General features: G+C 44.2%; 21 protein-coding genes and 1 pseudogene. 7 read left to right on the plus strand and 15 right to left on the minus strand.

From position 1 onward, the window contains the following. Positions 1 to 570 precede the first annotated feature (570 nt). The gene (locus tag IM500_RS20430; RefSeq protein WP_190722892.1) at positions 571 to 2445 is read left to right on the plus strand and encodes an ABC transporter ATP-binding protein; all 1875 of its coding nucleotides are present in this window, start codon (positions 571 to 573) and stop codon (positions 2443 to 2445) included. Here IM500_RS20430 and IM500_RS20435 read toward each other — a convergent pair. Next, a complete protein-coding gene (locus IM500_RS20435) occupies positions 2438 to 3835 on the minus strand; it encodes an amidase (RefSeq protein WP_287739437.1) in 1398 nt (465 codons plus the stop codon). The two genes, IM500_RS20430 and IM500_RS20435, sit on opposite strands and share 8 nt — an antisense overlap. A gap of 142 nt (positions 3836 to 3977) precedes the next feature. On the opposite strand from IM500_RS20435, the gene pyrR reads away from it, so the two are divergent. After that, positions 3978 to 4511 carry a bifunctional pyr operon transcriptional regulator/uracil phosphoribosyltransferase PyrR gene (pyrR, locus tag IM500_RS20440; protein WP_287739438.1) on the plus strand — a complete coding sequence of 178 codons (534 nt, stop codon included), beginning with the start codon at positions 3978 to 3980 and terminating at the stop codon, positions 4509 to 4511. 349 nt (positions 4512 to 4860) lie between these two features. On the opposite strand, the gene IM500_RS20445 is transcribed toward pyrR, so the two are convergent. From IM500_RS20445 to IM500_RS20455, 3 genes are all read right to left on the minus strand, one after another. Beyond that, positions 4861 to 5643 (minus strand): endonuclease/exonuclease/phosphatase family protein, encoded by a 783-nt coding sequence (locus IM500_RS20445; RefSeq protein ID WP_002799568.1) that lies wholly within the window; start codon positions 5641 to 5643, stop codon positions 4861 to 4863. Positions 5644 to 5829: 186 nt separating this feature from the next. Then, positions 5830 to 7446 carry an ABC transporter substrate-binding protein gene (locus IM500_RS20450; protein ID WP_287739439.1) on the minus strand — a complete coding sequence of 539 codons (1617 nt, stop codon included), beginning with the start codon at positions 7444 to 7446 and terminating at the stop codon, positions 5830 to 5832. 442 nt (positions 7447 to 7888) lie between these two features. Continuing rightward, positions 7889 to 8428, minus strand: a complete 540-nt coding sequence (locus tag IM500_RS20455) for a pentapeptide repeat-containing protein (protein ID WP_287739440.1) — start codon at positions 8426 to 8428, stop codon at positions 7889 to 7891. A 69-nt stretch (positions 8429 to 8497) separates the two neighbouring features. Here IM500_RS20455 and IM500_RS20460 point away from each other — a divergent pair, with 69 nt between their 5' ends. Then, positions 8498 to 9115 (plus strand): DedA family protein, encoded by a 618-nt coding sequence (locus IM500_RS20460; RefSeq protein WP_147071293.1) that lies wholly within the window; start codon positions 8498 to 8500, stop codon positions 9113 to 9115. Positions 9116 to 9394: 279 nt separating this feature from the next. On the opposite strand, the gene IM500_RS20465 is transcribed toward IM500_RS20460, so the two are convergent. The 3 genes from IM500_RS20465 to menB form a co-directional block, all read right to left on the minus strand. Further along, positions 9395 to 10201, minus strand: a complete 807-nt coding sequence (locus IM500_RS20465; RefSeq protein WP_190722897.1) for a TylF/MycF/NovP-related O-methyltransferase — start codon at positions 10199 to 10201, stop codon at positions 9395 to 9397. A 118-nt stretch (positions 10202 to 10319) separates the two neighbouring features. Then, positions 10320 to 10622, minus strand: coding sequence for an RNA-binding regulator (rbp, locus tag IM500_RS20470; RefSeq protein WP_149985430.1), 303 nt, complete (start codon positions 10620 to 10622; stop codon positions 10320 to 10322). A gap of 233 nt (positions 10623 to 10855) precedes the next feature. Further along, entirely contained in the window at positions 10856 to 11689 is an 834-nt protein-coding gene (gene menB / locus IM500_RS20475; RefSeq protein ID WP_043999569.1) for a 1,4-dihydroxy-2-naphthoyl-CoA synthase, read from the minus strand. A 187-nt stretch (positions 11690 to 11876) separates the two neighbouring features. Here menB and IM500_RS20480 point away from each other — a divergent pair, with 187 nt between their 5' ends. After that, a complete protein-coding gene (locus tag IM500_RS20480; RefSeq protein WP_190722898.1) occupies positions 11877 to 12050 on the plus strand; it encodes a type II toxin-antitoxin system HicB family antitoxin in 174 nt (57 codons plus the stop codon). Positions 12051 to 12112: 62 nt separating this feature from the next. On the opposite strand, the gene IM500_RS20485 is transcribed toward IM500_RS20480, so the two are convergent. Beyond that, positions 12113 to 13063, minus strand: a complete 951-nt coding sequence (locus tag IM500_RS20485) for a glycosyltransferase family 2 protein (RefSeq protein ID WP_190722899.1) — start codon at positions 13061 to 13063, stop codon at positions 12113 to 12115. A gap of 104 nt (positions 13064 to 13167) precedes the next feature. Here IM500_RS20485 and IM500_RS20490 point away from each other — a divergent pair, with 104 nt between their 5' ends. Continuing rightward, positions 13168 to 13785: a serine O-acetyltransferase gene (locus IM500_RS20490; protein WP_190722900.1), complete on the plus strand. Its 618-nt coding sequence runs from the start codon at positions 13168 to 13170 to the stop codon at positions 13783 to 13785. On the opposite strand, the gene ispD is transcribed toward IM500_RS20490, so the two are convergent. From ispD to bchD, 6 genes are all read right to left on the minus strand, one after another. Beyond that, positions 13780 to 14460, minus strand: a complete 681-nt coding sequence (gene ispD, locus IM500_RS20495) for a 2-C-methyl-D-erythritol 4-phosphate cytidylyltransferase (RefSeq protein ID WP_190722901.1) — start codon at positions 14458 to 14460, stop codon at positions 13780 to 13782. The two genes, IM500_RS20490 and ispD, sit on opposite strands and share 6 nt — an antisense overlap. A gap of 144 nt (positions 14461 to 14604) precedes the next feature. Beyond that, complete coding sequence (locus IM500_RS20500; protein WP_147071284.1) at positions 14605 to 15003, minus strand: DUF1824 family protein; 399 nt, start codon at positions 15001 to 15003, stop codon at positions 14605 to 14607. Positions 15004 to 15238: 235 nt separating this feature from the next. Next, positions 15239 to 15916: a hypothetical protein gene (locus IM500_RS20505; RefSeq protein WP_190722902.1), complete on the minus strand. Its 678-nt coding sequence runs from the start codon at positions 15914 to 15916 to the stop codon at positions 15239 to 15241. A gap of 183 nt (positions 15917 to 16099) precedes the next feature. Further along, entirely contained in the window at positions 16100 to 16990 is an 891-nt protein-coding gene (locus IM500_RS20510) for a hypothetical protein (protein ID WP_190722903.1), read from the minus strand. Between the two features lie 10 nt (positions 16991 to 17000). Continuing rightward, on the minus strand, positions 17001 to 17504 hold the full coding sequence (locus tag IM500_RS20515) for a hypothetical protein (protein WP_287739441.1): 504 nt from the start codon (positions 17502 to 17504) through the stop codon (positions 17001 to 17003). A 300-nt stretch (positions 17505 to 17804) separates the two neighbouring features. After that, the gene (gene bchD / locus IM500_RS20520; protein ID WP_287739442.1) at positions 17805 to 19802 is read right to left on the minus strand and encodes a magnesium chelatase ATPase subunit D; all 1998 of its coding nucleotides are present in this window, start codon (positions 19800 to 19802) and stop codon (positions 17805 to 17807) included. Positions 19803 to 20018: 216 nt separating this feature from the next. Here bchD and IM500_RS20525 point away from each other — a divergent pair, with 216 nt between their 5' ends. Next, the gene (locus IM500_RS20525; RefSeq protein ID WP_287739443.1) at positions 20019 to 21701 is read left to right on the plus strand and encodes a hypothetical protein; all 1683 of its coding nucleotides are present in this window, start codon (positions 20019 to 20021) and stop codon (positions 21699 to 21701) included. A 358-nt stretch (positions 21702 to 22059) separates the two neighbouring features. Here IM500_RS20525 and IM500_RS20530 read toward each other — a convergent pair whose 3' ends face one another. Beyond that, complete coding sequence (locus tag IM500_RS20530) at positions 22060 to 23343, minus strand: TldD/PmbA family protein (protein ID WP_190722907.1); 1284 nt, start codon at positions 23341 to 23343, stop codon at positions 22060 to 22062. Between the two features lie 208 nt (positions 23344 to 23551). Between IM500_RS20530 and IM500_RS24880 the strand changes: the two are divergent. Continuing rightward, positions 23552 to 23637 (plus strand): annotated as a pseudogene (locus tag IM500_RS24880) (Uma2 family endonuclease); the annotation flags it as partial.

Here is a 23637-nt window from a genome sequence, read left to right on the forward strand (position 1 = left end):
CTCGGAACTCGCCTTTTCTTTGATCCGCCTCAAGCCAGGAAAACACCCCGATTTTTCTAGGGGTCTAACGGCTATGCGCCTTATCCAGCAAGCCTTTTAGTCGCCTTGTCACCCCTTGAATATTTATCAGTAAATCGAATCTGTCTTTCTGTTTGTGTTCTTTGTGCCTTTGTGTTTATCCTTAACTCTTATGGGATAACCGGACAGCAAAAGGTTTAGTTTTAAATATTGATGATACTTTCAACACTTTAGCCTCCCTATTCTCTGGGTCTTCTTGTAGCTAAAAAAAGCTCACCTGTTATACTAAATACGTTGAGTATAGGCTACATATCAGGAGAGGCACTCATGGAAAAGGCAATAGGCAATAGGGTGAATAAATAATCATTCTTTAATAACAGGATTTAGTGTTATTTGTTGATGAGTGAAGATGAATATAGCGTTTCTCATCAAGAGGAAGTGTAACCTGATTGGGTAAGGAAAACTTCCCACCTCACCAATAAGATAACTGCTATATAGTTAAAATTGACAACTTAGGTTAAGATGATGCTAGGTTTCACCAGTTAAAGACCTATGGATAACAAAATTCTCGACGTTCACCATCTCACCGTTGAATTTTCTAATCAGAAAAGAACAACAGTCGCCGTTAATAACATTAGTTTTAGCTTGCAGAAAGGTCAAGTTCTCGGTTGTGTGGGGGAGTCGGGTTCAGGAAAATCCGTCACCTCCCTCGCACTCATGGGATTGGTTCCTTCTCCTGGAAAAATTACCGGGGGAGAAATTTGCTTTCGTCCGGCAAAAGGTCAGTCAATGCAAGCAGTAGATTTATTATCTATTCCCCCGGAAGAATTGCGTTATTATCGCGGGGGAGAAATGGCGATGATTTTCCAAGAACCAATGAGTTCTCTTAATCCAGTTTATAACATCGAGTTTCAACTCACAGAAGCAATTTTACTGCATCAAAAAGTCACCACTGAACAGGCAAAAAATCAAGCCATCTCTCTACTGCAAGAAGTGCGCTTATTACCCAGTGATGAACAGTTAGAGGAGAAGTATATAGAAACTTTTCCCTTAGAAAATAAGGGTCATGTCAGAGAAAAAATTAGAACTTATATTCAGGAACAAAAAGAGGCAATTCTCAAGCGTTATCCTCACGAATTATCGGGGGGACAATTACAAAGGGTAATGATTGCCATGGCGATTTCTTGTAATCCTACCCTATTAATTGCCGATGAACCAACCACCGCTTTAGATGTGACTGTCCAAGCAGAAATATTAAGATTATTAAGAGATTTGTGTAAAAGCGATCGAGAAATGTCAATGGTTTTTATCTCCCACGATTTAGGAGTTATTAACGAAATTGCCGATCAAATTGTCGTGATGTATCAAGGAGAAATTGTCGAACAGGGAACTAAAGAAGAAGTATTAAATTATCCCCAACATCCCTACACAAAAGGTTTACTTGCCTGTCGTCCACGCTTAAACTCTCGTCCAGAAAAATTGCCCACCGTCAGCGATTTTTTACGAGTGGGAAAAGACTCTCAAGGTAAGATTATTGAATTACAGGAAATTACTCCACCAGCAGTTAAATTTATTACTCTCCAAGAGGAAGAAAGCAGAATTGAAGGTTTACAACATCACGAGAATATTTTATCGGTAGAAAATTTATCGGTTAGATTTCCAGTTAAGGGAGTTTTCGGGCAAGTAAAGACCTTTTTTAATGCCGTAGATCAGGTCAGTTTTGCCGTTAAACGGGGGGAAACCCTGGGTTTAGTCGGTGAGTCGGGATGCGGAAAATCTACCTTAGCAAGGACAATTCTGCGCTTAATTCCTGCCACTTCTGGAGATATCTATTTCCGAGGAGAAAATCTCGCTAAATTAAACCCCAGCGATCCAAAATTAAGACTACTGCGACGGGAATTACAGATAGTTTTTCAGAATCCCTACAACTCCCTGAATCCCCGTTTATCCATCGGTAAAGCAATTTTAGAACCGATGGTTATTCATCATACCGGCGGCAATTCCCAAAAGCGACGGCAACGAGTAGAATATTTATTAGAACGAGTTAAACTTGATCCTAATTGGTTTGATCGCTATCCCCATCAATTATCAGGAGGACAACGACAAAGGGTGTGTATTGCTCGCGCTTTAGCCTTAAATCCTCAGTTTATTATCTGTGATGAATCTGTCTCTGCTTTAGATGTTTCCGTGCAAGCGGGAGTCTTAAATTTACTCAAAGAATTACAGCAGGAATTTAATCTCACTTATATCTTTATTTCCCACGATTTAAGTGTCGTCAGATTTATGAGCGATCGCATTATGGTGATGAATAAAGGTAAAATTGAGGAAATGGGTACAGCTAACCAAATTATTAACTCTCCCCAAAGTGATTACACCCGTAAACTTATCGCTTCCATTCCCCAATTTACCGAAAGTATCGCTAGTTAAAATTAGCCATCAAACCTAAAGGATTAGCTGCCTCTAATTGTGCCGATAAACCTAACAAAGTGATTTCATCAGCAGGTTTACCAACTAACTGAATTGCCACGGGTAAACCCTGACTATCCACTCCTGTGGGTAAAGCAATCGCAGGTAAACCACTCGCATTAGCAATCGGAGAAGGGGCAATCCAACCAATCATCTTATTAACCGCTTCTTCCGGTGGTAAATTTTCCCACTCAGCAATTCCGGGGGGTTGATGTAGAAAAATTGGCAAAAGTAAGACATCAAAATTATCAAACATCGCCACAATTTGCCGCGAAATAACGTGCATCTGCCGCACCGCTTGCAGGTATTCCCCCGCACTGCCAGAATTGTCCAATAACCATTGGTTAAGGGGACTTAATAAATCCCTGGGAATTGCCGCCGCTGCCGTCCCCGCTTGCCAAATACGGCGAAAAGGAGCGATTAAAGCCTGTAAATCGGGAGAATACTCCGTTAAATGATGCCCCATACCCTCTAAAATTTTAGCCGTCTCGATCACAGCATTTTTATAGACGGCAGCCGCTTCGCCGAAGGGGGATATGGAAGTAGAAAAAGCGATTCTTAGGGGTTTTACGCCTCTCTGAGTGGCTTGTAGGAAAGAAAAGGGCGGATCGGGTAGCCAGTAGGGATCGCCCGTCGTATAGCCCGAAATCACGGTAAGCAGCGCCGCCCCATCTGCCACCGTCTTAGAAAGAGTGCCGTTAGTGGCGATACCGCTTTGAAATTCCCCCACCGGGGCATAGGAAACGCGCCCGCGACTGGGTTTTATCCCCACCAAACCGCAACAACCCGCCGGAGTACGAATGGAACCGCCACCGTCGGAACCCTGGGCAATCGGGCAGAAACCCGCCGCTACCGCCGCCGCCGCGCCACCACTGGAACCTCCTGCGGTATAATCGCGGTTGAAGGGGTTACGAGTCGGCAAAAAACCCAGATTTTCGGTGTAGGGAAAGGAACCTAGCTGGGAAGTGGCAGTTTTGCCCAGAAGGATAAAACCCGCCATTTTCATTCTGGTGACGATTCCTTCGTCGTATTGGGCAATATTTCCCTGTAAAGCGGCGACTCCGTAACTAACCGGCATTCCGGCGACGGCATTTAAGTCTTTAATGGCGGTGGGAACTCCAAAAAAAGGCGGTAATTCGGCAGTATCGGTGATTTGACTTAATTGTTCCGTTTGGGCGCTCGCGGTTGCTAGGGCGCTTTCCCTGGCGACATGGACAAAACTACCAATTTGACAGTCAAATTTCTCAATTCTGTCGAGGTATAAATGGGTTAATTCTAGGGGGGAGATTTGTTTAGTGCGAATCAGTTGGGCTAATTCTAGGGCGGATTTTTGCAATAATTCATCACTCATGAGCGATCGAGTTAAAATAGGTAAGTGAAAATAATTATATTCGTTAGTGGCAAGATGGTTTTAAAAGAAAAAGACAAAGAAAAAAAAAGTACATTTCCGTCAAAATTTCCCTATCCCCTATCCCCCCTTGTCTTGGAAAATTATGACCCCACAGTTAATTGAAATTCTCTCGGCTGACGAAATTCGTCGCACTATTACCCGTTTGGCTTCGGAAGTTATCGAAAAAAGTGGCGATTTAAATAACTTGATTTTGATCGGTATCTACACGCGAGGAGTGCCTTTAGCTAATTTAATTGCTAATCAAATTGAGAGTTTAGAAGGGGTAAAAGTTCCCGTGGGAGCGATCGATATTACCTTCTATCGCGACGATCTTGATCGCATTAAAACCCGCACTCCTGCTAAAACCAAAATGCCCCTAGATGTGACGGGAAAAACCGTGATTTTAGTCGATGATGTTATCTATAAAGGTCGCACGATCCGCGCCGCTTTCAATGCTATTATTGAGTATGGCAGACCGCAAAAAATCCGCTTATTAGTCCTCGTTGATCGTGGTCATCGGGAATTACCAATTCACCCAGATTTTACGGGCAAAAAACTCCCCACCGCAGCCGAGGAACAGGTAAAAGTTTATCTACAAGAGATTGACGGCAAAGATGGGGTGGAATTAGTCAAATAAACAGGAGTTAAGACTATTAGCGAGGAAGGAGTTTGCTAACTAATCCCCAGAGGAAAATAAACATAATTGCATCGATAATTAGGTAGGCGTTAAAAATTATCAGACACCCCCCTTATCAATGGTAGGGTTGATTCATGAATCAACCCTACCTTATCAAGGGGGGCAGGGGGTATCGAACCTAAAATCCATTTTTAATTTAATTATAACCAGCTACTTAATAGCCACAAAAATATCACTTCTTGAGGTTTTTTCCTGTTTAAAACACCGAACAAATTTAACCACCGAATCACCAAAGTCTGCTGAAGCTTTTACCATCTATATATTTGCTAAATAAAAAAATCATCTATTTTTAGGGCAAGGTAAAAGCAGCAATTACGGGATAATGATCGGAAGGAATCAGATTCAACCAACGGGAAGGATCGACTTTTGCCCAATCTAACTGTAAACGGTTATCATAATAAATTGTATCGATGGCTAAATAAGGGGTATCGGTGTAATTATTAAAGCTCATTTGTTCGGCTAATTCCAAATCGGCTAAAGCATCCTTTAATCTAATTTCTGACTGGAGAGGTTGAGTTAAAATCTGACGGGGTAATTGCTGAGAATTAACATTAAAATCCCCCGTTAAAAATAGGTAATCTTCTGTTAAATCTAGTTGACAAAAATGCTCTTGTATGCACTTAGCCCCTAAGTTCTTAGCTTGGTCGCTATAGTAATCGAGATGGGTATTATAAAACTGCAAAGTTTGCCCCTCAAGAGTGCCAAATTTAGCCCCCGTTACCATGCGGGGATAAGGATTACCCCAAGCTTCAGTGATACTGCCAATAATATCGGGAGTTTCTGATAGCCAAAATTCGTATATTTCCAAACATTGTAACCGACTTGGTTGATATAAAATCGCACAATGTTCATCTAATCCTGTCCCCCTGCGATCGCTGCCTAAACTTTGGTATTTTGGCAATAAACGGTGTAGATCCAATAGTTGATTAGCGCGAGCTTCCTGGGTACCAATTATATCAGGAGAATAGTGAGCAATTAAAGCCGCTACGGCTTCCCTTCTTACTCGCCAATTACGCTCATCGGGATCGGGTTTATCGTAGCGAATATTAAAGGACATTGCTGTTAGTTTCATAGGAAAATGGAGAATGAGGAAGGGAATCGGGAGTGGGAAGTGGGGAAGTGGGGAAGTGGGGAAGTGGGGAAGTGGGAAGTGGGAAGTGGGAAGTGGGAAGTGGGGAAGCTGTCTCATCACCCTATCACCCTATCACCCTATCTCCTGAATCCTGACTCCTGACTCCTAACTCCTAATAATTAATTATCAGGATTTTTTGGCAATTGTCCAAAAGGGAAAAGTCTGACTGGGATTGATGATAACCCCCGTGATGCCATGGCGAGCAAAAGCGTATTCCTTGGTTTGCCAAAGGGGAATATAGGGAACTTCATCGGCGAGAATTTCTTGAATTTTGCCAAAGATTTGCTTTCTTTTGGCTGGGTTACTTTCCCGACGGGATTGTGCGATTAATTGATTCATTTCTTGACTATAAAAAAATGAGCCTTGACTTTGCGATCCTCCTTCTTCGCAGCCAGTTTCTGGGGAACCTTTAGCACAATCTAAAAAGGGATAAATATAGTTATCTGCATCCAAAAAATCTGGATACCAATTAGATAGGGCAGTGGTATAAAGTCCCTGGCTAATATTACGGAAAAAGGCCGCTCCTAGGATACTATTGGGTTCAAATTGAATCCTATTATCTAAATCCCGTTTTGATAGGGCTTTCATCACTGCCGCCACGCTGCTGGAAGTAATCGATCCCGAGGAGTGCCAAACTTCTACAATTGCGGGTTTTTCTGGACTATAACCAGCGGCTTTTAGTAATTGTTTAGCTTGCTCTATATTATGGTTGCCATAGCGCTCTTTAAACACCGGTTGTGACTCGGAAAAAGTAGTAGGAATGAGACTAAAAAGAGGGATGCCTTGACCTTGTAAAATGCGCTCATTAAGTAAATCTCGATCGACTAGAGAAGCAATGGCTTGTCGCACTAAAATATTATGGGTGGGTTCACTTTTGAGATTGACGCTCATAAAGTTAATTGCTGCCCCAGAAGATTCGAGCGCTTGCCATTTTCCCTGGGCTGCTTCTGTGCGTAATTTTCTCACTTGAGGAGGCAGTAAAGATTGATAGGCAATATCCACCGCTCCCGTCTGAAAGCCGTTAAACAAATTGGCAGGATTCGAGAGATAAATTTGCACATTAACTCCTTTATTTTTGGCTGGTTCTCCCCAATAGCGATCAAAGGCTTCTAAACTAAAAGAATCGCTGGTAACTGCTTTTAATCGATAATGTCCCGTGCCGATAAATTCTTCAGGTTTAAATTTACCCTCGCCAATTTGATAAAATTTGGGTGAAACTGCACAGGCTCCGGGGTAAGCTAAAAGAGCGGGAAAGGCGGCAAAAGGTCTGGTTAGTTTAATAGTAATTTCGTCTTCTTTGGTAGCAGTGATTTTATCAATTGTATCCCGGAGAAGAAAGGAAGGTTCACCACCATTTTTGATAAATCTTTCTAGGGAAAACTTCATCGCCTCTGCGTTAAAAACCGTGCCATCATGAAAAATAACTCCTCGACGTACTGGGATAGTATAGGTCAAACCATCGGGGCTAATTTGCGGTAATTCCGTGGCCAGGAGAGGCTTTAAATTAGTGGTTCCTTCCGCGTAGGTGTAGAGAGTTTCACCGAGATTATAAATAATAAAAAGTCCTGCTAACTCATAACTATCGGCCGGATCGATCGAGCGTGGTTTTAGGGTTGTCCCGATCATCAGGATATCCCTATCCCCCTGGGGTAAATTGGAATTAGTGGACTGACAGCCCACAGTCAGAAGAAGACAGAGGCAAAATAAACTTAAATAGCGATAAAGTTGGTGTAAAGGTTTCATCGATAGCGATTAACGGCAGCTAGGTATCAATCAATCCTATCATTTTTGTGCATAATCTTTTCCCCTAGGTTCCCTTAAGGAACTAGGTTGATTGCCTAATTGGTTGGGGAAAATTCTTCAATAACTGCACTGATTACCCAGACAATTAAACTAAATTTTCTGGTCGATGATGGCAAAAACTTGATCAATTTGGACAAGAAGAAGACCCTGGGCAGCAAAGGGTTTAAATGGTTCAGAATAGCTGGAGCTATGGAGGCAGATAGCAACCGATTAGAAACTCATCTTCTTTTATCTATCAGCCATTTAAGTAAGTAGTTATAATTAAATTGAAGATAGATTTTGCCTCTGATCCCCCCTGCCCCCCTTGATAAGGGGGGTGCCGATCCCCCCTTAGTCCCCCCTTGATAAGGGGGGTGTCTGATAACTTTTAACGACTACCTACTTAGGTTAATCCTGTCCCTTCCAAACAAGCTCGCTCGAAAATTGCCCCCGTGGTTACTGCCGAGGCTAAACTAGCACAAAGAAGATTGGCATCAGTAAAATTTGTTCCCCGTAAAATCGCCCCGAAAAAAATTGCTTCCTCTAAATCGGTTGCCGACAGATCTGCTCCGGACAGATTAGCGCTAGTAAAATCCGCTTGGGTTAAAATCGCCCCGACAAAACTCACTCCCCGGCCATCGACACCGCGAAAATCCGCCCCGGACAAATCTAGATGATTAAAAACCGCCCCGGCTAAAAAAGCACCGGCCAAACTTGCCCCAGTCACGATCGCATCGAGGAGAATTGCCCCGCGTAAATCGGCATTACGAAAATCTGCTCCCCTTAAATTTGCCCCGGTCAGGTCAGCACCGCGTAAATTTGCCCGTAAATTCGCCCCTGCTAGGTCGGCCCCCGCTAAATCAGCCCCTGCCAAATTCATGCCCGCTAAATCTTTTATCTCACCCTGACGAATTGCTAATAAATCAATACTGGGAAAAGTCATGTTCAGCCACGGTTAAATCCTGTAAAAATATCTTAGAATATTCGTAAACCTTTGTTAAGAAAGCGCTCCATGTCCCTAGAGCTATTATCCCTAGAAAATATTGAAGAAATCGCCCACCAATACGGATACTGGGCAGTATTTGTCGGCATCACCCTCGAAAATACCGGGATTCCCATCCCAGGGGAAACCATCACCATTGTGGGCGGCTTCCTTGCCGGTAGCGGTGATTTGAACTATTGGTTAGTTTTAGTCAGCGCAATTACAGGAGCAGTTTTAGGCGATAATTTTGGCTATTGGCTCGGTCGCGCTGGGGGTTGGCCGTTTTTGTTAAAAGTTGGCAAATTCTTTCGGATTCCACCTCAAAAACTAGAATTAGCCAAGGAACAATTTAGTAAAAATGCACCCCGGGCGGTCTTTTTCGGTCGCTTCGTGGCCCTGTTAAGAATCTTTGCAGGTCCAATGGCGGGAATTGCCCGAATGCCCTACGGTCGCTTTTTCCTCTGTAATCTCGGTGGAGCAACGGTGTGGGCGACGATTATGGTGACATTATCCTTCTTTTTAGGCCGTTTGTTCCCCTTGCACCAGTTAGTCAGTTCTATGGCTCGTTTTGGTATCTTGGCTTTAATTATCGTCCTGGCCTGGACAATTATCCACCCCATCCTTGAGTCACGGAAAACGTCGGTTTAAGGCCAGGAGGCGGTCTTGGGGTTTCCCCAAGTAGAGCAACTGCCGTGTTGCTTAGTCTATTTGACGACTTAGGGCCACAGAAAACCTCAACCCGCTTGCGCTGAGGTTGAGGTAGTTTATAATCTATGTCTGCCAAAAGTTTCTCATTTTAGCTGTCCAGCCAGACAAATGAGCAGTTTTAAAGAGATTTAAAGAGGATTTGGTTCTGTATTTACCCCCGACAAACTGGATATTCACAGGCAATTTACGGCTACAGACGAACGGATATCTTTGCGTCCGTTAGCCTTTTTTCGTCAAAACGATGAAATGTCCGTATCGACTATCTGGAATCATGTACTCATAGACCTTTTCCCGATCATTTTTATCTTGAATAAATTCATCTACAGCCGTCTTTGGGCCCGAAGAAAAGAAACCGTAGTCATCGACGATGATAATCGCTCCGGGGGGGGTGATCGGGTGGAGAAACTCTAGTACCTGTTTGATTGGTTCGTACAGATCGAAATCCACATAGGCGAAAGAAACCCTCGCTGGTAAATTTTCCCCTCGATCGAGGATTCGATCGAAAAATCCTTTGTGAATTACATAGCGATGTTCGGGAAAAGAAATCTTCCGCAATCGCTCTAGAACCATTCCCTCACGGCATCGCATTTTTCCCCTATAGGCTTCCATATTCCCCAAATCGAAAATATCGTGGAGCAAGCGATCTTTTTCCGAGGGGGCGGGCAACCCTTCAAAGGAATCGAATAGATGTAAGGTCTTGTCCGTTCCAGCGATTTCATTGGCGATCAGCGCGGAGGTTTCTCCCTGCGCCACACCAAACTCGCACACATCGCCCTCTATCTCTCGACACCGGCCCAAACCCTGCACGAGATAATAGGCCTCTGAAGGAGGCGTGCCGAGTAATCTGGTTAATAGATGCAGACGAAGATCGTTAGGCTCTATTACGGGTTCGGATTCGTTGAGCCTCCCCTCGTAGGCCTGTGCCAGATTGGCGAAATTATCGAACCAGATCGGCAGCTCCGATGTCCGGTGGAGTGGTTCATCCTCGATCGAGGACGAAATCGGAGCAATGGATTGATCATTCATAGCTGTTACACATTTAAAATGGGCATTAGTATCTTAGAAAAGAAACGCAGATTTATTAATTATCGATAAGAAAGCGGTTATCAGAAATAACCGCTTCTGGAATTTTAAAATAATCTGTTTAACGTTCGCGGCGCCCGGAGTTTTTGCGCTCACCGCCGCCACCACCACCAAAATTATCTTCTTTGGGACGAGCTTTGTTGACTTTCATCTGTCGTCCCATCCATTCGGCCCCGTCAAGAGTTTCGATCGCTTTTGCTTCTTCCTCCTCGGAGGACATTTCCACAAAACCAAAACCGCGCATTTTACCCGTTTCCCGATCCACGGGCAAGTAAACGCGACTAACTGTGCCGTATTCAGCGAATACCTCTTTCAAGTCATCTGTCGTGACGTCATAAACCAGATTACCAACGTAAATCGTCATGGATTGTCTCCCAATATCACAGCCATTTCGAGAAGGAGATCGGACACAACCCAGTCAAGGCCATCAGGGAAAAACCACTTCTGTTTGAAACCAATGCTGCTACCGAACCTAACTACTCTCTCTAAACTAGCATAGCTTATCAGTGATCAGTAGGAATATGGAGTATTAAGTGAGCAGTATTATAGGGCAGTTTTCTGCTTTCTTTTCACTGATTACTGTTTACTGATCACTGATTAGGGTAGCCAAGGATATTGACTAAAATCGGGGGGACGTTTTTCCAGAAAAGCCTGTTTACCTTCGGCTCCTTCGGCGGTCATATAGTAGAGTAAAGTGGCATTGCCCGCTAACTCCTGTAAACCCGCTTGACCATCACAATCAGCATTAAAAGCCGATTTTAGGCAGCGAATCGCCAAGGGACTTTTTTCGAGAATTTCTAAGGACCATTTAATCCCTTCCCGCTCTAATTCCTCCACCGGGACGACATGGTTAACCAAACCCATTTCTAAAGCTTGTTGGGCGTTATACTGCCGACAGAGAAACCAAATCTCGCGAGCCTTTTTCTGACCGACTACCCGGGCCAGATAACTAGAGCCAAAACCGCCGTCAAAACTGCCCACTTTCGGACCGGTCTGGCCGAAAATGGCGTTATCCGCCGCTAAGGTTAAATCACAAACCAAGTGCAAAACATGACCGCCCCCGACCGCATAACCTGCCACCAGCGCGATAACTACCTTGGGGATGGAGCGAATTAATTTCTGTAAATCCAGCACATTGAGCCGGGGTACGCCATCATCGCCAATATAACCCGCCTGACCGCGCACCGTCTGATCGCCGCCGGAACAAAAAGCATATTTGCCGTCGCTGTGGGGACCTGCACCCGTGAGCAATACTACCCCAATGCGGGCATCCTCGCGAGCATCACAGAAAGCGTCGTAAAGCTCAAAAACTGTCTTCGGACGGAAGGCATTACGCTTATGGGGGCGATTGATGGTAATTTTGGCGATTCCCCCCCATTTATGGTAAAGAATATCCTCGTAGGTTTTGACGGATTGCCATTCAACGGTCATAGTCTCGGTTATCGGCACAGCTTTTTTACCTTACCCTATTTTGTCCCCCACTTTGAAGCCTGGAGCGCCAGAATAGGGGAATGGATAGTTGACCGAAAAGGTTTAAAGCTGATTCCCTTCTTGATGTTTTCTGAGTATTGATTGAAAATATATTTATCCTATTTGCTAACTTTAAAGAGGTAAAAATATGAGTACAAGTAATAAAACTAAGCTTGAATCATTAGAGTTTTATTTGGGGTTAAAATATCCAATAACAATTTATCCTGATGATGACGAGGGATATGTATCAGAAATCAAGGATATTCCAGGATGTTTCACTCAGGGAGAAACCATAGAGGAAACCTTAATCAGTAATCAGTAATCATTGAACTGAAAACTTCCATCTGATAACTGATAACTGATAACTGATAACTGATAACTGAATTAAAGCCATTCGATTTCTTTAGCTTTTTCGGGTAGTTTAGCCGTGGCTTGTCCTTGGCTGCGGGACTGAAACCCAATTAAATCGAGGGGAGTAGCCAATAAATCTACTAAATCTGCTTTACCAAACAGTAACTTGAGAGTATTTTCTGGTAGCTCTTTTAATAACCAACGACCGAGAGTAAAAAATAACTCTTGATTGGTTAAAGGTCGCATCAATTCGACACCATACAATTCGTGAAGATAGCGATTTGATCGCCCGTAACGTTTTAATTGACTTCTTAAGTCTTCTAAGGTGGAACGATGACGATGGTAAATAATTGCCTCTGGTGCGTAGGTTAATTGCCAGTCGGTTTGTTGTTGAATACGCCAACAGATATCGGCATCACCACCAGTAGTTAAATAAGGACGAAATAAACCAACTTTTTGAAAAGCTTCTCGAAGAATAGCGAGGTTAGCAGTTTGACCGTAGGGACAAAAAGAATGTTCTAAAAGAAATTTTGGTGACATAAAGTGACGACGTTCTGCATACTTTTCCAACCAAGTTGAACCAGTTAAGGCAGCAATTTCACCCGCTACCAGACCGATGTTAGGATCACTAAAGGGTTGGATCAATTCTGTCAACCATTGCGGTGCGGGACGACAATCGGCATCGGTAAAGACCAAAAAAGGATAACGAGCGCTTTTGATCCCCTTGTTACGAGCAGCGTAGGAGCTTTGTATCTGATTTTCGCTTAAAATGATCAGGTTCAGTCCCCGCTGTTCTTCTGCTGCCTTTCCTAATAATTCTGCTGTGCGATCGCTACTATTATTATCAACTAAAATATATTCAACTAATTGACGGGGATAGGTCTGTTTGGCTAAACAATCAATGAGAGGGGGTAGATCTTTCTCTCCGTTATAAATTGGCACGATCACGGATACTTCGGGCAAGAACTGCAAGGTAGTTGACATCGTTGGAGTCCAATAAACGGGGGACGGTTGAACTATTCGCTACAATACTACTATAATCAATAGCAACAAAAAGCAAGTCTATTGTCACTTATTTTAAACCAACGATGAAAAGTTTCTTCCGAAAATTATTTTTCTATGTGGGTATTCTTTGGCTCTCACCCTTAATCATTGCTTTTCAGGTAGCTAACAATCGAGAACTTATCTTAGGTGATGTGCGGCGTTGGGTAGAGTTATTAGGCCGGGAAAAAAGAGCAGATTGGTTACAATTGTTAGCTCTGTGTCTGGAGGCAAAAGAATTTAGAAATTTATATTATTGTCGTCTTTTTCAAGGGGGTTCATTCAGCCGTTTTTTTATGTATATTCTTAGGTTTTTCTATCGAGAAAGTTCCTATTTATTTCTAGATTCTTCTTGTTCGATTGGCAAAGGATTATTTATTCAACACGGTTTTAGTACGATTGTTATGGCGGATTTGGGCGATAACTGTTGGATTAATCAACAGGTAACAATTGGCTATAAAGATAAAAGCGGTCGCCCCAAAATTGGCAATAATGTCAGGATTACCGCCGGCGCTAAAGTCTTGGGAAACATTACCATCGGCGATAATGTCACCGTGGGCGCAAATTCAGTGGTAGTCAAAGATGTTCCAGCTAATTGTGTGGTGGTGGGTATTCCCGCTCGTATTGTTAAACGGGACGGCGTTAAAGTAGATGAAAAATTATAAACGTTGACTTAAAATATATTCGGCAATTGCCAGATCCCCCGGAGTCGTAATTTTTAAGTTAGTTTCTTCACCGACGACAATTTTGACGGGAAAACCACATTTTTCTAATAAGGCAGCATCGTCGGTGACTTCCCAAGCTAATTTTCGGCCCTGTTCATGACATTCTTTTAATAATTTTACCTGAAAACCCTGGGGTGTTTGGGCCGCCCACAACCGCGATCGATCCGGTGTATCCTCAATCCAGCCCTTGCTATCGACAATTTTAATCGTATCTTTCACCGGAATCGCCGCAATGAAACCCTGACAAGTGGCTAAAGCGGCGGCACAGCGATCGAATAATTCGGGAGTGGCTAAACAGCGCGCCCCATCGTGAATTAAAACCGTCTCAGCCCCCTCTGGTAGGGCTTGTAAGCCATTGTAAACCGATTTTTGTCTGGTTTCGCCTCCTTGGATGATTTGCACGGGTTTAAGGGCATTTATAGGGGTGATAATTTCTCGGATCTCCTCAAAGTCTTCCGGTTGTGCCATGATGCCAATCCAGATAATTGCCCTCGATTCCATGGCAGCCAGCAAAGTCCAAGCCAGGAGAGGTTTTCCGTGCAGGGTGAGCAGTAACTTATTGCGATCGCTGCCCATCCGTTTACCCATTCCCGCTGCTGGAATTAACAAATACATATTTTTTTTCAGGTAAAAAGTTAACAAGAGTCAGGAAAGAGAATTCAGTGGACAGGAGTGGGGAGCTTTTTGCCTCTTATTTGTAAACAGTAATCACTGTCCGGCTGATGGTTAATCGCTTAAATAACCCAAAAACTATGCCTCTTAAGAGAATAAATCGAGGGGAAAGTGACCATAAGTACCGACTAATTGATCATTTTCTGACTGACAAGAAACCAGGACACCGCGATAGGTTCCCGTATAGGAATCGAGATAGGAAGCTTGTCTTTGGGTATTGTATTTAATATACACCGCTCCTGGTTCTGGGTGGTCTTCTGGGAGACTATTAGGTAGGGGGTATCCCAGGGCTTGTAGATAACTTTTCAGGGCTTTAAATCCCTCTTCATTGTTATCGGCACAGATACCTAAGTTAATTGATTCCGAACCTTGGTTAACTAATAAAATTGCCTGTCTTAGAGCTTCTTCTTCTTCAGGGGATTGGGCAATTTTTAGTTGAATACATCCATATTCTTTTAGGAGTTTCAAGGCTTCTTCCATAGACATGAGCGGTTAGATATGTGGGGCTAAAGATAAAAAATCAACTGTTGCTGCTGTCCTTACCGACAAATTCCCAAGAAAAAAGCCCTAAATCATTGGGGTTTAGAGATAGGAAAATTTTGCATTGGTCTTATCATATCAGGTTGGGGACAGGAAAATTTATCGGGGTTGTTCGATCGCTCCGGGTTGTGCGGGCATTTCACACTAAATCCGGTTATTAAAGAATGATTATTTATTCCCCCTATTGCCCATTGCCTATTGCATTAGTGCCTGTCCTGATATGTAGCCTATGCTCAACGGATTTAGTATAACTCACTCCGTTTTGATAGCCAAAGTAAGCACCTATAATAATTCCAGCACCAAAACCAATCGCTAGGTAAGGCAAAATTATACTGAGGGGAAAAGAGGATTGTCTCCGATGAGATGGAAAAAATCCCTCACCAGTCGCCACAATATTCTCAGCAGCTTCAGGGAACTCCTCCGGTTTCTCTAGGGCTTTTTCTTCGGTTGTTTCAGAGTCTTCCAAAGCTTCTGGGGCATCTTCTCGGTCATTTTCGGCGATTTCTGCGGTTATTATCGGCAAAGAGTTTAATTTGGTGACACGATTGACGATTAAATCATCTTGACTCAGGGTTATCGATTCTTGCCAAGCGGGGATATCGGATTCCTGGGTCATACCGTAAACGATCACTTGTTCTAATCCATCGATGCCCAAGCTTTTGATTTCTGCCGACAAAAAAGGTAATAACTTGTGTTGATTGGGTATATTTTTGGATTGAACTTTTAGAGTCAGGGCATTTTCTTGCGGGGTGGCTTCAACAACCTCTATTTTTCTGGTTAAGAGACTTTGGTTAAGTAGAGCAATAATAGCGGCTGGATCCTGGAGTTTAGCGGCATGGATAAGTTGTGCCTGATTCATGGCCTTGAGGGACTAGGGAGGGTATATTATACTAAATCCTGTGGAAAATGTATAGGAAAGTGGGTGAGTGCCGGAGCAGGGGGAAACAATCCATAACTGGGTTTTTAAAGTTGAATGGGGACTTAATCATGGTATTAAAAACCGATTTGGTATCGGTCTGTCCATCCCTGCCCCCGGTGCCACTTAAATTTCCGCCACGGCTCTTTCGATTAAACGACGAGCCAGGGTTTGAATACCAGTATGTTCATAGTAATTGGTGGTCATATCGAGGAATGCCCCAACATATACCAATTTGTCGGCAGAAAAGTCGATAAATCCCTGAATTTTGCTCAATAATCCCTGCTGGCTCAAACTGCGCTCGCTGACAAAACCACTCATCCAACCTTTAGTGGAGTCGAAACTTTGACCGATAAAGTCTAATTTTCTGGCAGTATTTCCCCCCGGAATCAATTCTTTAATACTGCCGAAAGTGGAGTTAGATTCTAATTCTTCCGGGGTGAGAATGCTCAGGCCCGATTCCACTTTGCGGATAAAACTGCCCCCCAGGGGAATTAAACCATCCAAACAAACTAACGCCGCCATCCGCATCAGGGATTCGCCGCTATAATCTCCCAGAGAAGCGACGAAATCATCGATACTATCGCCCGGAATGCCATTGATTTGACAAAAAGCGACTAATTCGGTCACTAATTTCAAGGTTAGATCGATGGTTTGCGCTTTTTCGGGGGCAGGGGTTAATTTTTCGATTAAACCGCCCATGAGGGGAATTTTACCACCGACGGCATTAGCAAGAGAGGCGGCGGCTAGGGCATTATCGGCGCTGTCGATGGTTTGGTAGAGCCAGAGCGCCCGTTGATAGCCCTGGGATTGATCATTAAACAACCAAACGGCTCGATCGCCAATCTGTTGGATCATGCTTTCGTCGGTTTCGCCGGTGACTGTGATAATCGTATTTTTAAACCCGACTAGGTTATCCCACTGTCCCGGCACTACATAATCAAGGGTTTTGAGAACTTTGACGGTGAGATTATTAGTCGGTAATTCGTCCACCAGTTCAAAAATTGGCTTACTCACGGATGTCTCCTTACTTTAACTTTGCTAGACCATCTAAATCGAACTTAGCTAACCAAGCTTGGCGATCGCTGGCGGTAAAATCCGCATCCCGCGATAAAACCTTGACTTGATAACGATTATTGACTAAAACGGCGCTGGCGGTTGCACCCTGTTCCACAGAGGGAAAACCTTTAATTGTGGTTTGACTGTCTTGGAATTTATTGGCCGCGGCGGGATTATTGCTGATGTCAGATATGGCTAACATAGCCAGAACTTTGCCATCTTGCTTCAGTTTTGCCTCAGCAAAGCCTTTTTTCTCCTGGGTATAGACGCGCTCGTATCCTCCCCCAGAAGGCGGGAAAAACCGATTAAAACTGCCGCCAGAGGTGGATTCTTTCACCACTGCCGCCGCCCCGCGAGCGGTACTTTCTTGTTGCGCTTGGTCAAATTGTGAGGGAGCTTTAGCACAGGAAGTTACTAGCAAAAGTACCGCCAATACCCCTGCTATCAAGATTTTGCCAAATCGAAAGCTCATAGTTCTCTTAATTAAAACTTACTAATGTTTGTTTGTAGTATATCTCTCGCTTATTGCTGATTATTGTTAAGTTTTTCTAGATTTTCTCACACCAGACCGAAAAAAACAGAAAATCAGCAAAATTCGAGTCAATAACTAATTTTTAGGAGTACATCTCAATATTAGCTCTCCTGCCAAAATCAAAAATCTGACCTTAGGTGAGGAGACTCCGAGACAGAAGAACTCAAAAAGCCGCCTCTCCCCCATACCCTAACACCCCACACCCTGCTCCCGGGAAAAACTTTTTGCCGCAAACCCCAGCTACAGTCCCGCAATTGCCCCTCGCGCCATAGATGCGATCGCTTGTTCCGTGGCCCGGGGTAGATGATAATATTTACCCCCGGCTTTTAGGGCTAATTCTTTGGCAAAACCAGTGGAGACGAATTTTTTCTCCGTATCGATGACCAGCAGTTTAATGCCTAAAGAGCGAATTTTAGCGGCAATATCGAGCAGTTCTGCCTTAATATCCGGTTTTTCCCCCTCCGGAATCGGTTCGCCTAAAGATTTCGCCAAAGGAATATTACTTCTACCGTCGGTAATCGCCACAATCACCACTTGACCGATATCCCCCGATAAACGGGCATTCATCCCCACATGAACCGCTTGGGTTAAACCGTGGGCTAAGGGGGAACCGCCGCCACAGGGCAGGGTTTCTAGACGTTTTTTCGCTAGGGTAATCGATTTGGTCGGCGGCAATAGTACATCTGCTCGCTCGCCCCGGAAAGGAATCAGGGCAATCTGGTCGCGATTTTCGTAAGCTTCCGTTAACAGACGCATAACCGCACCTTTAGCCGACTGCATCCGATTCAGGGCCATGGAACCGGAGGCATCAACCACAAAGACAATTAAAGAACCGGCCTTGCGGGCCAGCCGTTTTGAGCGCAGATCCCCTTCTTCTATAATCACATGACGTTCGGGATTCCTTAAGCGACGGGCTTTTTGATAGGGGGCGGCCGCCCGGAGAGTGGCATCGACGGCGACTCTTTTCACCTTGCCCCGGGGTAACATCGGCTTAATATAACGTCCCCTATCTTCCGAGAAAATCAGGTTACGCGCCCCCGATTTCCCCTGACGCTGGGCCATCTGGGCAAAATACAGCACACTGGGATCCAGTAAAACCCCTTCCGGGTCGAAAACAAATTCTTCCGGCAGATTATCCGGCTGTTCCGGTTCTTTTTCTTCCTCTTTCTCCTCCTCTTTTTCTTCCTGTTCCTGCTGGTTTTCGTCTTGGGGCGGTTCCGGTGGTGGCGGTGGTGGCGGTGGCTGTTGTTCCTGTTCCGGAGGTGGTGGCGTAATCAGCGATCGAGGTACAATGACTAATTCGACGGCTCTTTTTAAGTCATCGGCACTGACTAAATCCCGACCTTCTAAAGCGGCGGCGGCCTTGGCTACTCTCACGGCAAAAATCTCGGCGCGATGACCTTCTACCCTACCGCGCACCGCTTCCTCCACTAGATAACTAATTTGTTCGGGTTTAATTTTTACCTCTTTTAACCATTCCCTCGCCAGGATAATTTCGGTTTTTAGATCATCGATTTCTTGGGCATATTGGGCGATAAAAGCGGTGGGAGAAACAGCATACTCGATCGCCTGATTGACGGCGGTGACTCGTTGGTCTAAACTAAGGACACCATCGGCGGAAAGGGCAATGGCAATTCTATCTAATAAATGGGGTCGTAAATCCCCCTCTTCCGGGTTATAAGTAGCGATCAGGATTGGTTTACAGGGATGTTGAAAACTGATGCCTTCCCGTTCGATTTGGTTACGTCCTTCGCTTAAAACTGTTAGTAATTGGTTAGCAATTTGGTCATCAAGTAGATTAATTTCATCGATGTAGAGAATTCCCCGATGGGCGCTGGCTAATAAACCGGGTTGAAAGACTGGTTCCCCCTGTTTCACCGATTCTTCCACATCGACGGAACCCAATAAACGATCCTCCGTGACTCCTAGGGGAATCTGCACGAAAGGGGCCCGGATAACTTCCCCGGGGACCTCTCCACTGCTATATTCTTCTTTAGTGCGATCGTCCCATTCGTCGGGATGGTTGGGATCACAATTAAAGACATTACCTGCGATAATTTCGATCGGTGGCAGTAAGGAATGTATCGCTCGCGCCATGACTGATTTGGCGGTTCCCCGACGACCGGCAATCACCACACCCCCCAGGGCGGGATCCACGGCGGCTAAGAGTAGGGCTAATTTAATCGCTTCTTGGCCGACAACGGCAGTTAGGGGAAAATTGAGGGTCAGAGTGGGCATAGATCTAGATTCAGGCGGCCAAATTCTAGTGTAAAACAGAAGCTCACTGGTCTGGCACTTTTCCCTTTTCTTCGACCCGCAAGTAAAATTTTTTTGATTCCCTTTTCTGGAATCTTAGCCGGCTCTCGATGGATTTCTTCAACCCCGAACTGATCGAGAAGTTGCCGGGTTAATCTAGGATTAGCTCCTGATAACGGCTGTAGAGAGGACAAAAATATGATAGCGACAATAATCGATCGCCTTACGGAAACCAACCCGCAAATTATGCGAGAATGGCAAGGAAGATTAACCCCGAAAAATATCTCGATCGCCTCGATTATCTCCCTAGTTGGTCAATTATTAGTTTATTTATACTATCAAAATCTCTTGCCGGTAGGGGAGGGATTTAGTCGTTACTGTACCGCTAATCCCCCCAATAACAACGATTATTATCCCTATAGTGGGATTAAATACTGCATCCAAGACTTAAATGGTGAATGGATGATTATCTCCCGGTTATGGTGGTTAGATATCTTCACTTTTCTGAGCATTACCGGCATTTTCGCTCTTTTAGTGGTGGGAACCTATCAATTAATCGCCGATCTTTCTGGGGAAGAACGCCGGGGTACACTTAATTTTATCCGTCTGAGTCCCCAACCCGCCAGAACAATTTTTATCGGCAAAATTTTCGGGGTTCCCATTCTCCTCTATCTCGTCTGTCTTCTCGCTTTACCCTTTCACTTGGGGGCGGGTTTATTAGCAGGTATTCCCTTGTCGTTAATTTTAGCCTTCTACGCGGTTCTAATCGCTAGTTGTGCCTTTTTCTATCATGCCGCCCTTAGTTTCGCTTTAGCCACGCCATGGTTAGGAGGATTTCAACCCTGGTTAGGCAGTGCTACGGTCTTAATCTTTGTGTTTTATAGCAGTATTTTTACTTTATCGGGCTATGGTGGTTCCCGTACCCCCTTTGATTGGTTAATTCTCTTTAATCCTAGTTTTGTCCTCCCCTATCTAGTTAAATCTACCTTTCTCCCCCCCGATGCGGTACGCTATCTAGGAATCTCACAAATCTTCGACCTTCGTTGGTACGGTCAATCTCTCTGGCAATCGGTTATAATGGGTATTAGCTTAATTTTGCTCAATTTTTCCCTCTGCACCTACGGTTTAACCAGAATTCTCCAGCGTCGCTTCCATAATCCCCTCGCTACTCTTGTTAGTAAACCCCAAAGTTACTGGATGATGGGTTGTTTTAGCACTATTAGCCTAGGTTTTGTCTTCCAAACTCTGCAACCGAGGTATATTTTCGATAATTTTGCGATTCTTAGCGTTTTTGTGGCGATTTTTGGCTTGTTAATCCTTTTTGCCATCACTCCCCCTCGTCAAACTCTCCAAGATTGGACTCGCTATCGTCATCTGCAAGGAAAAACGGGCATTAGTCTGGGGAAAGCTGTAATCTTTGGCGAAAAAAGCCCTTCTACCCTAGCCATGGCTGTTAACGTCGCCATTGCCATTTTATTCATCCTTCCCGCTATTTTTATCGCCCCTCTCGATGGATATAAACTAGCCACTGCAGCCGGGTTTCTCTTGGCAATGAACATGATTTTAGTCTATGCCGCTATCGCCCAATTATTGATGTTAGCCAGCACAAATAAACGCGCTTTGCTGGCAGCCACTAGCATCGGCATTTTGATTATTTTCCCCTTCCTCTGTTTCGCTGTCTTGGGAGTTAATCCCAGTCAATCTCCGCTGTTATGGTTTTTTACTCTTCTTCCCATTGCCGCTACTAAATACGCTACACTTCCCTCTTTCGCTTTGGCAATTTTCAGTCAGTGGTTGGGTTTAACCCTCGTCGGATGGCAAATTAATCGGCAATTAAATCGCCTTGGTGCCTCGGCAACTAAAGCGTTAATGCCAAGCTGAAAAATACCGATTCACGGGGGGGATTAAATAATATTTCTGCCGACAATTTTCTCCCCTTGAGTATCAGTTAAATTTTTTTTCCCAAAAAGCTTGACAAAACCCCACGACTTGACAGATAATTTCTTATAGAATGGGAATCCGTGCCTGCCTGCAAACCCCCTCTTTTCAGGTCAAATAAAGCTCCAAAGAATTAACCCCAAAAAGTAGGGGGAGTTAATTTCAGTTCCGGTGCTGATTAGGAGCATCTTTCAATTTGACAACGCCTATTGTAGGGCTAATTCATGAATTAGCCCTACACCTAGTGATTTCAGTTCCGGTGCTGATTAGGAGCATCTTTCAATTTGACAACGCCACATTTTTACCCCACCACCGATAAACTATCAACGATTAGCGAGGGAGTATAACAGGAGCCATTCCATTGATTATCGGCCCCCAGAGCGATTAAATTCTGCAAAGCTGTATAAACATTTCCCGTCACCATTGTATCTTTAACTCGTCCGGTGATTTTGCCCTTTTCTATGCGATAACCCAGATCGATATTGACAGAAAAATCGCCAGAAATATCGGCCCCATGACCTAAAATTTGGTCAATAACTAGACCTTCATCTATTTGCGAGATTAAATCCTCTAAAGTTCCCTCTCCAGGTGCAACGATTAAATTAACCAAATCTGGCAGAGGATAAACGCCTAAACTAGGACGAAAACCGTTTCCCGTCGGAGGAGTTTTTAATAATCTGGCCGTGGTAAGATCGCTATAGAATTCCTTAACTCTACCTCCCTCAATTAAAGATAAAAATTTGGTGGGAGTTCCCTCATCATCAAAGGGACAACTATAGGGTTCTCGCTGGGGTTGTTGGGATAAAGTCAACTTTTCTGACATCACCAATTGACCGATTTTATCACTCCAGGGCGAAGACTTTTCTAAGATCTGTTTACCATTTAAAGCCATCGCCACCGTACCCCATAACAGGGTAACTGCATTAGCAGTCAATAAAATTGGTAATTTACCCGTGGGACTATCCACATTATTGGCAGCCCATTGTAGTCGCTGCAATAACTGTTTAATTACCGTATCGGGATGAGGTGTACTGCGAGTATATTCTCCATCATAAACCGCCAGAAAATCCTCCCCCCGTACCCATTCAATCCCCAGATAATAACTCAAAGCTGTATCGGTATATTGACAATATAAACCCTGGGAATTAACCAAACGGGTGATTTCCCGTTCACATTCCCATTCACCACTACAAATAACCTCAGGGTAAACTTGGCGAATATGGCCAATCATTTGATTACCCATCTCGATTAAAGATTCTACCGCCACATCTTGCCCAATCGGGTCATAGATTGCCTGTCGTGGTGCCGAAAATTCGATTTCTTCCGGGGCATTGAGATAGGATAAATTTAACGCCGTTTCTACTAAAATTTCCGGTTCCACATCACCATAACCCACCGCTAACCCCGGACAACCCTCGCGCCATAATCTTAAGGCAGTTCCCACAGATTCGGAACTTTCTAGCTGTTTGAGACGATTAGCCTCAAAAAAAACGGGATGGGAAAGGGAGGAAGATTGATAAACTTCGGCTGCCACCGCTCCCGATTTGAGAGCTAGTTCGATGAGTTGTTGCGGATCGATCGTCATGGTGATAGTTTTTGAGATAATAGCTATCTGATTATCTCAAGCCCCGGCACTTCGGCGCAAACGCTGCTAATAAGACTGCGGCGAGTTAAAAAATTTTTGCTTATTCATCAATATTTTTGAGCAAAGATGATCAAGTTGGTAATGAAGTTATCATAGAATCGATCAAGAGTCAAAAACATGGATACTCCCACCTAGAGAGGCCGAAAAAATGACGATTGCCAAAAGCGACGAAACTGCCACCTCTCCGGCACTGATAGAAGAAGATTTCGAGGACTTCTGGGAACCCCCCCCACC

The organism is Microcystis sp. M179S2, from assembly GCF_020245805.1.
GTDB classification, from domain to species: Bacteria; Cyanobacteriota; Cyanobacteriia; order Cyanobacteriales; family Microcystaceae; genus Microcystis; species Microcystis aeruginosa.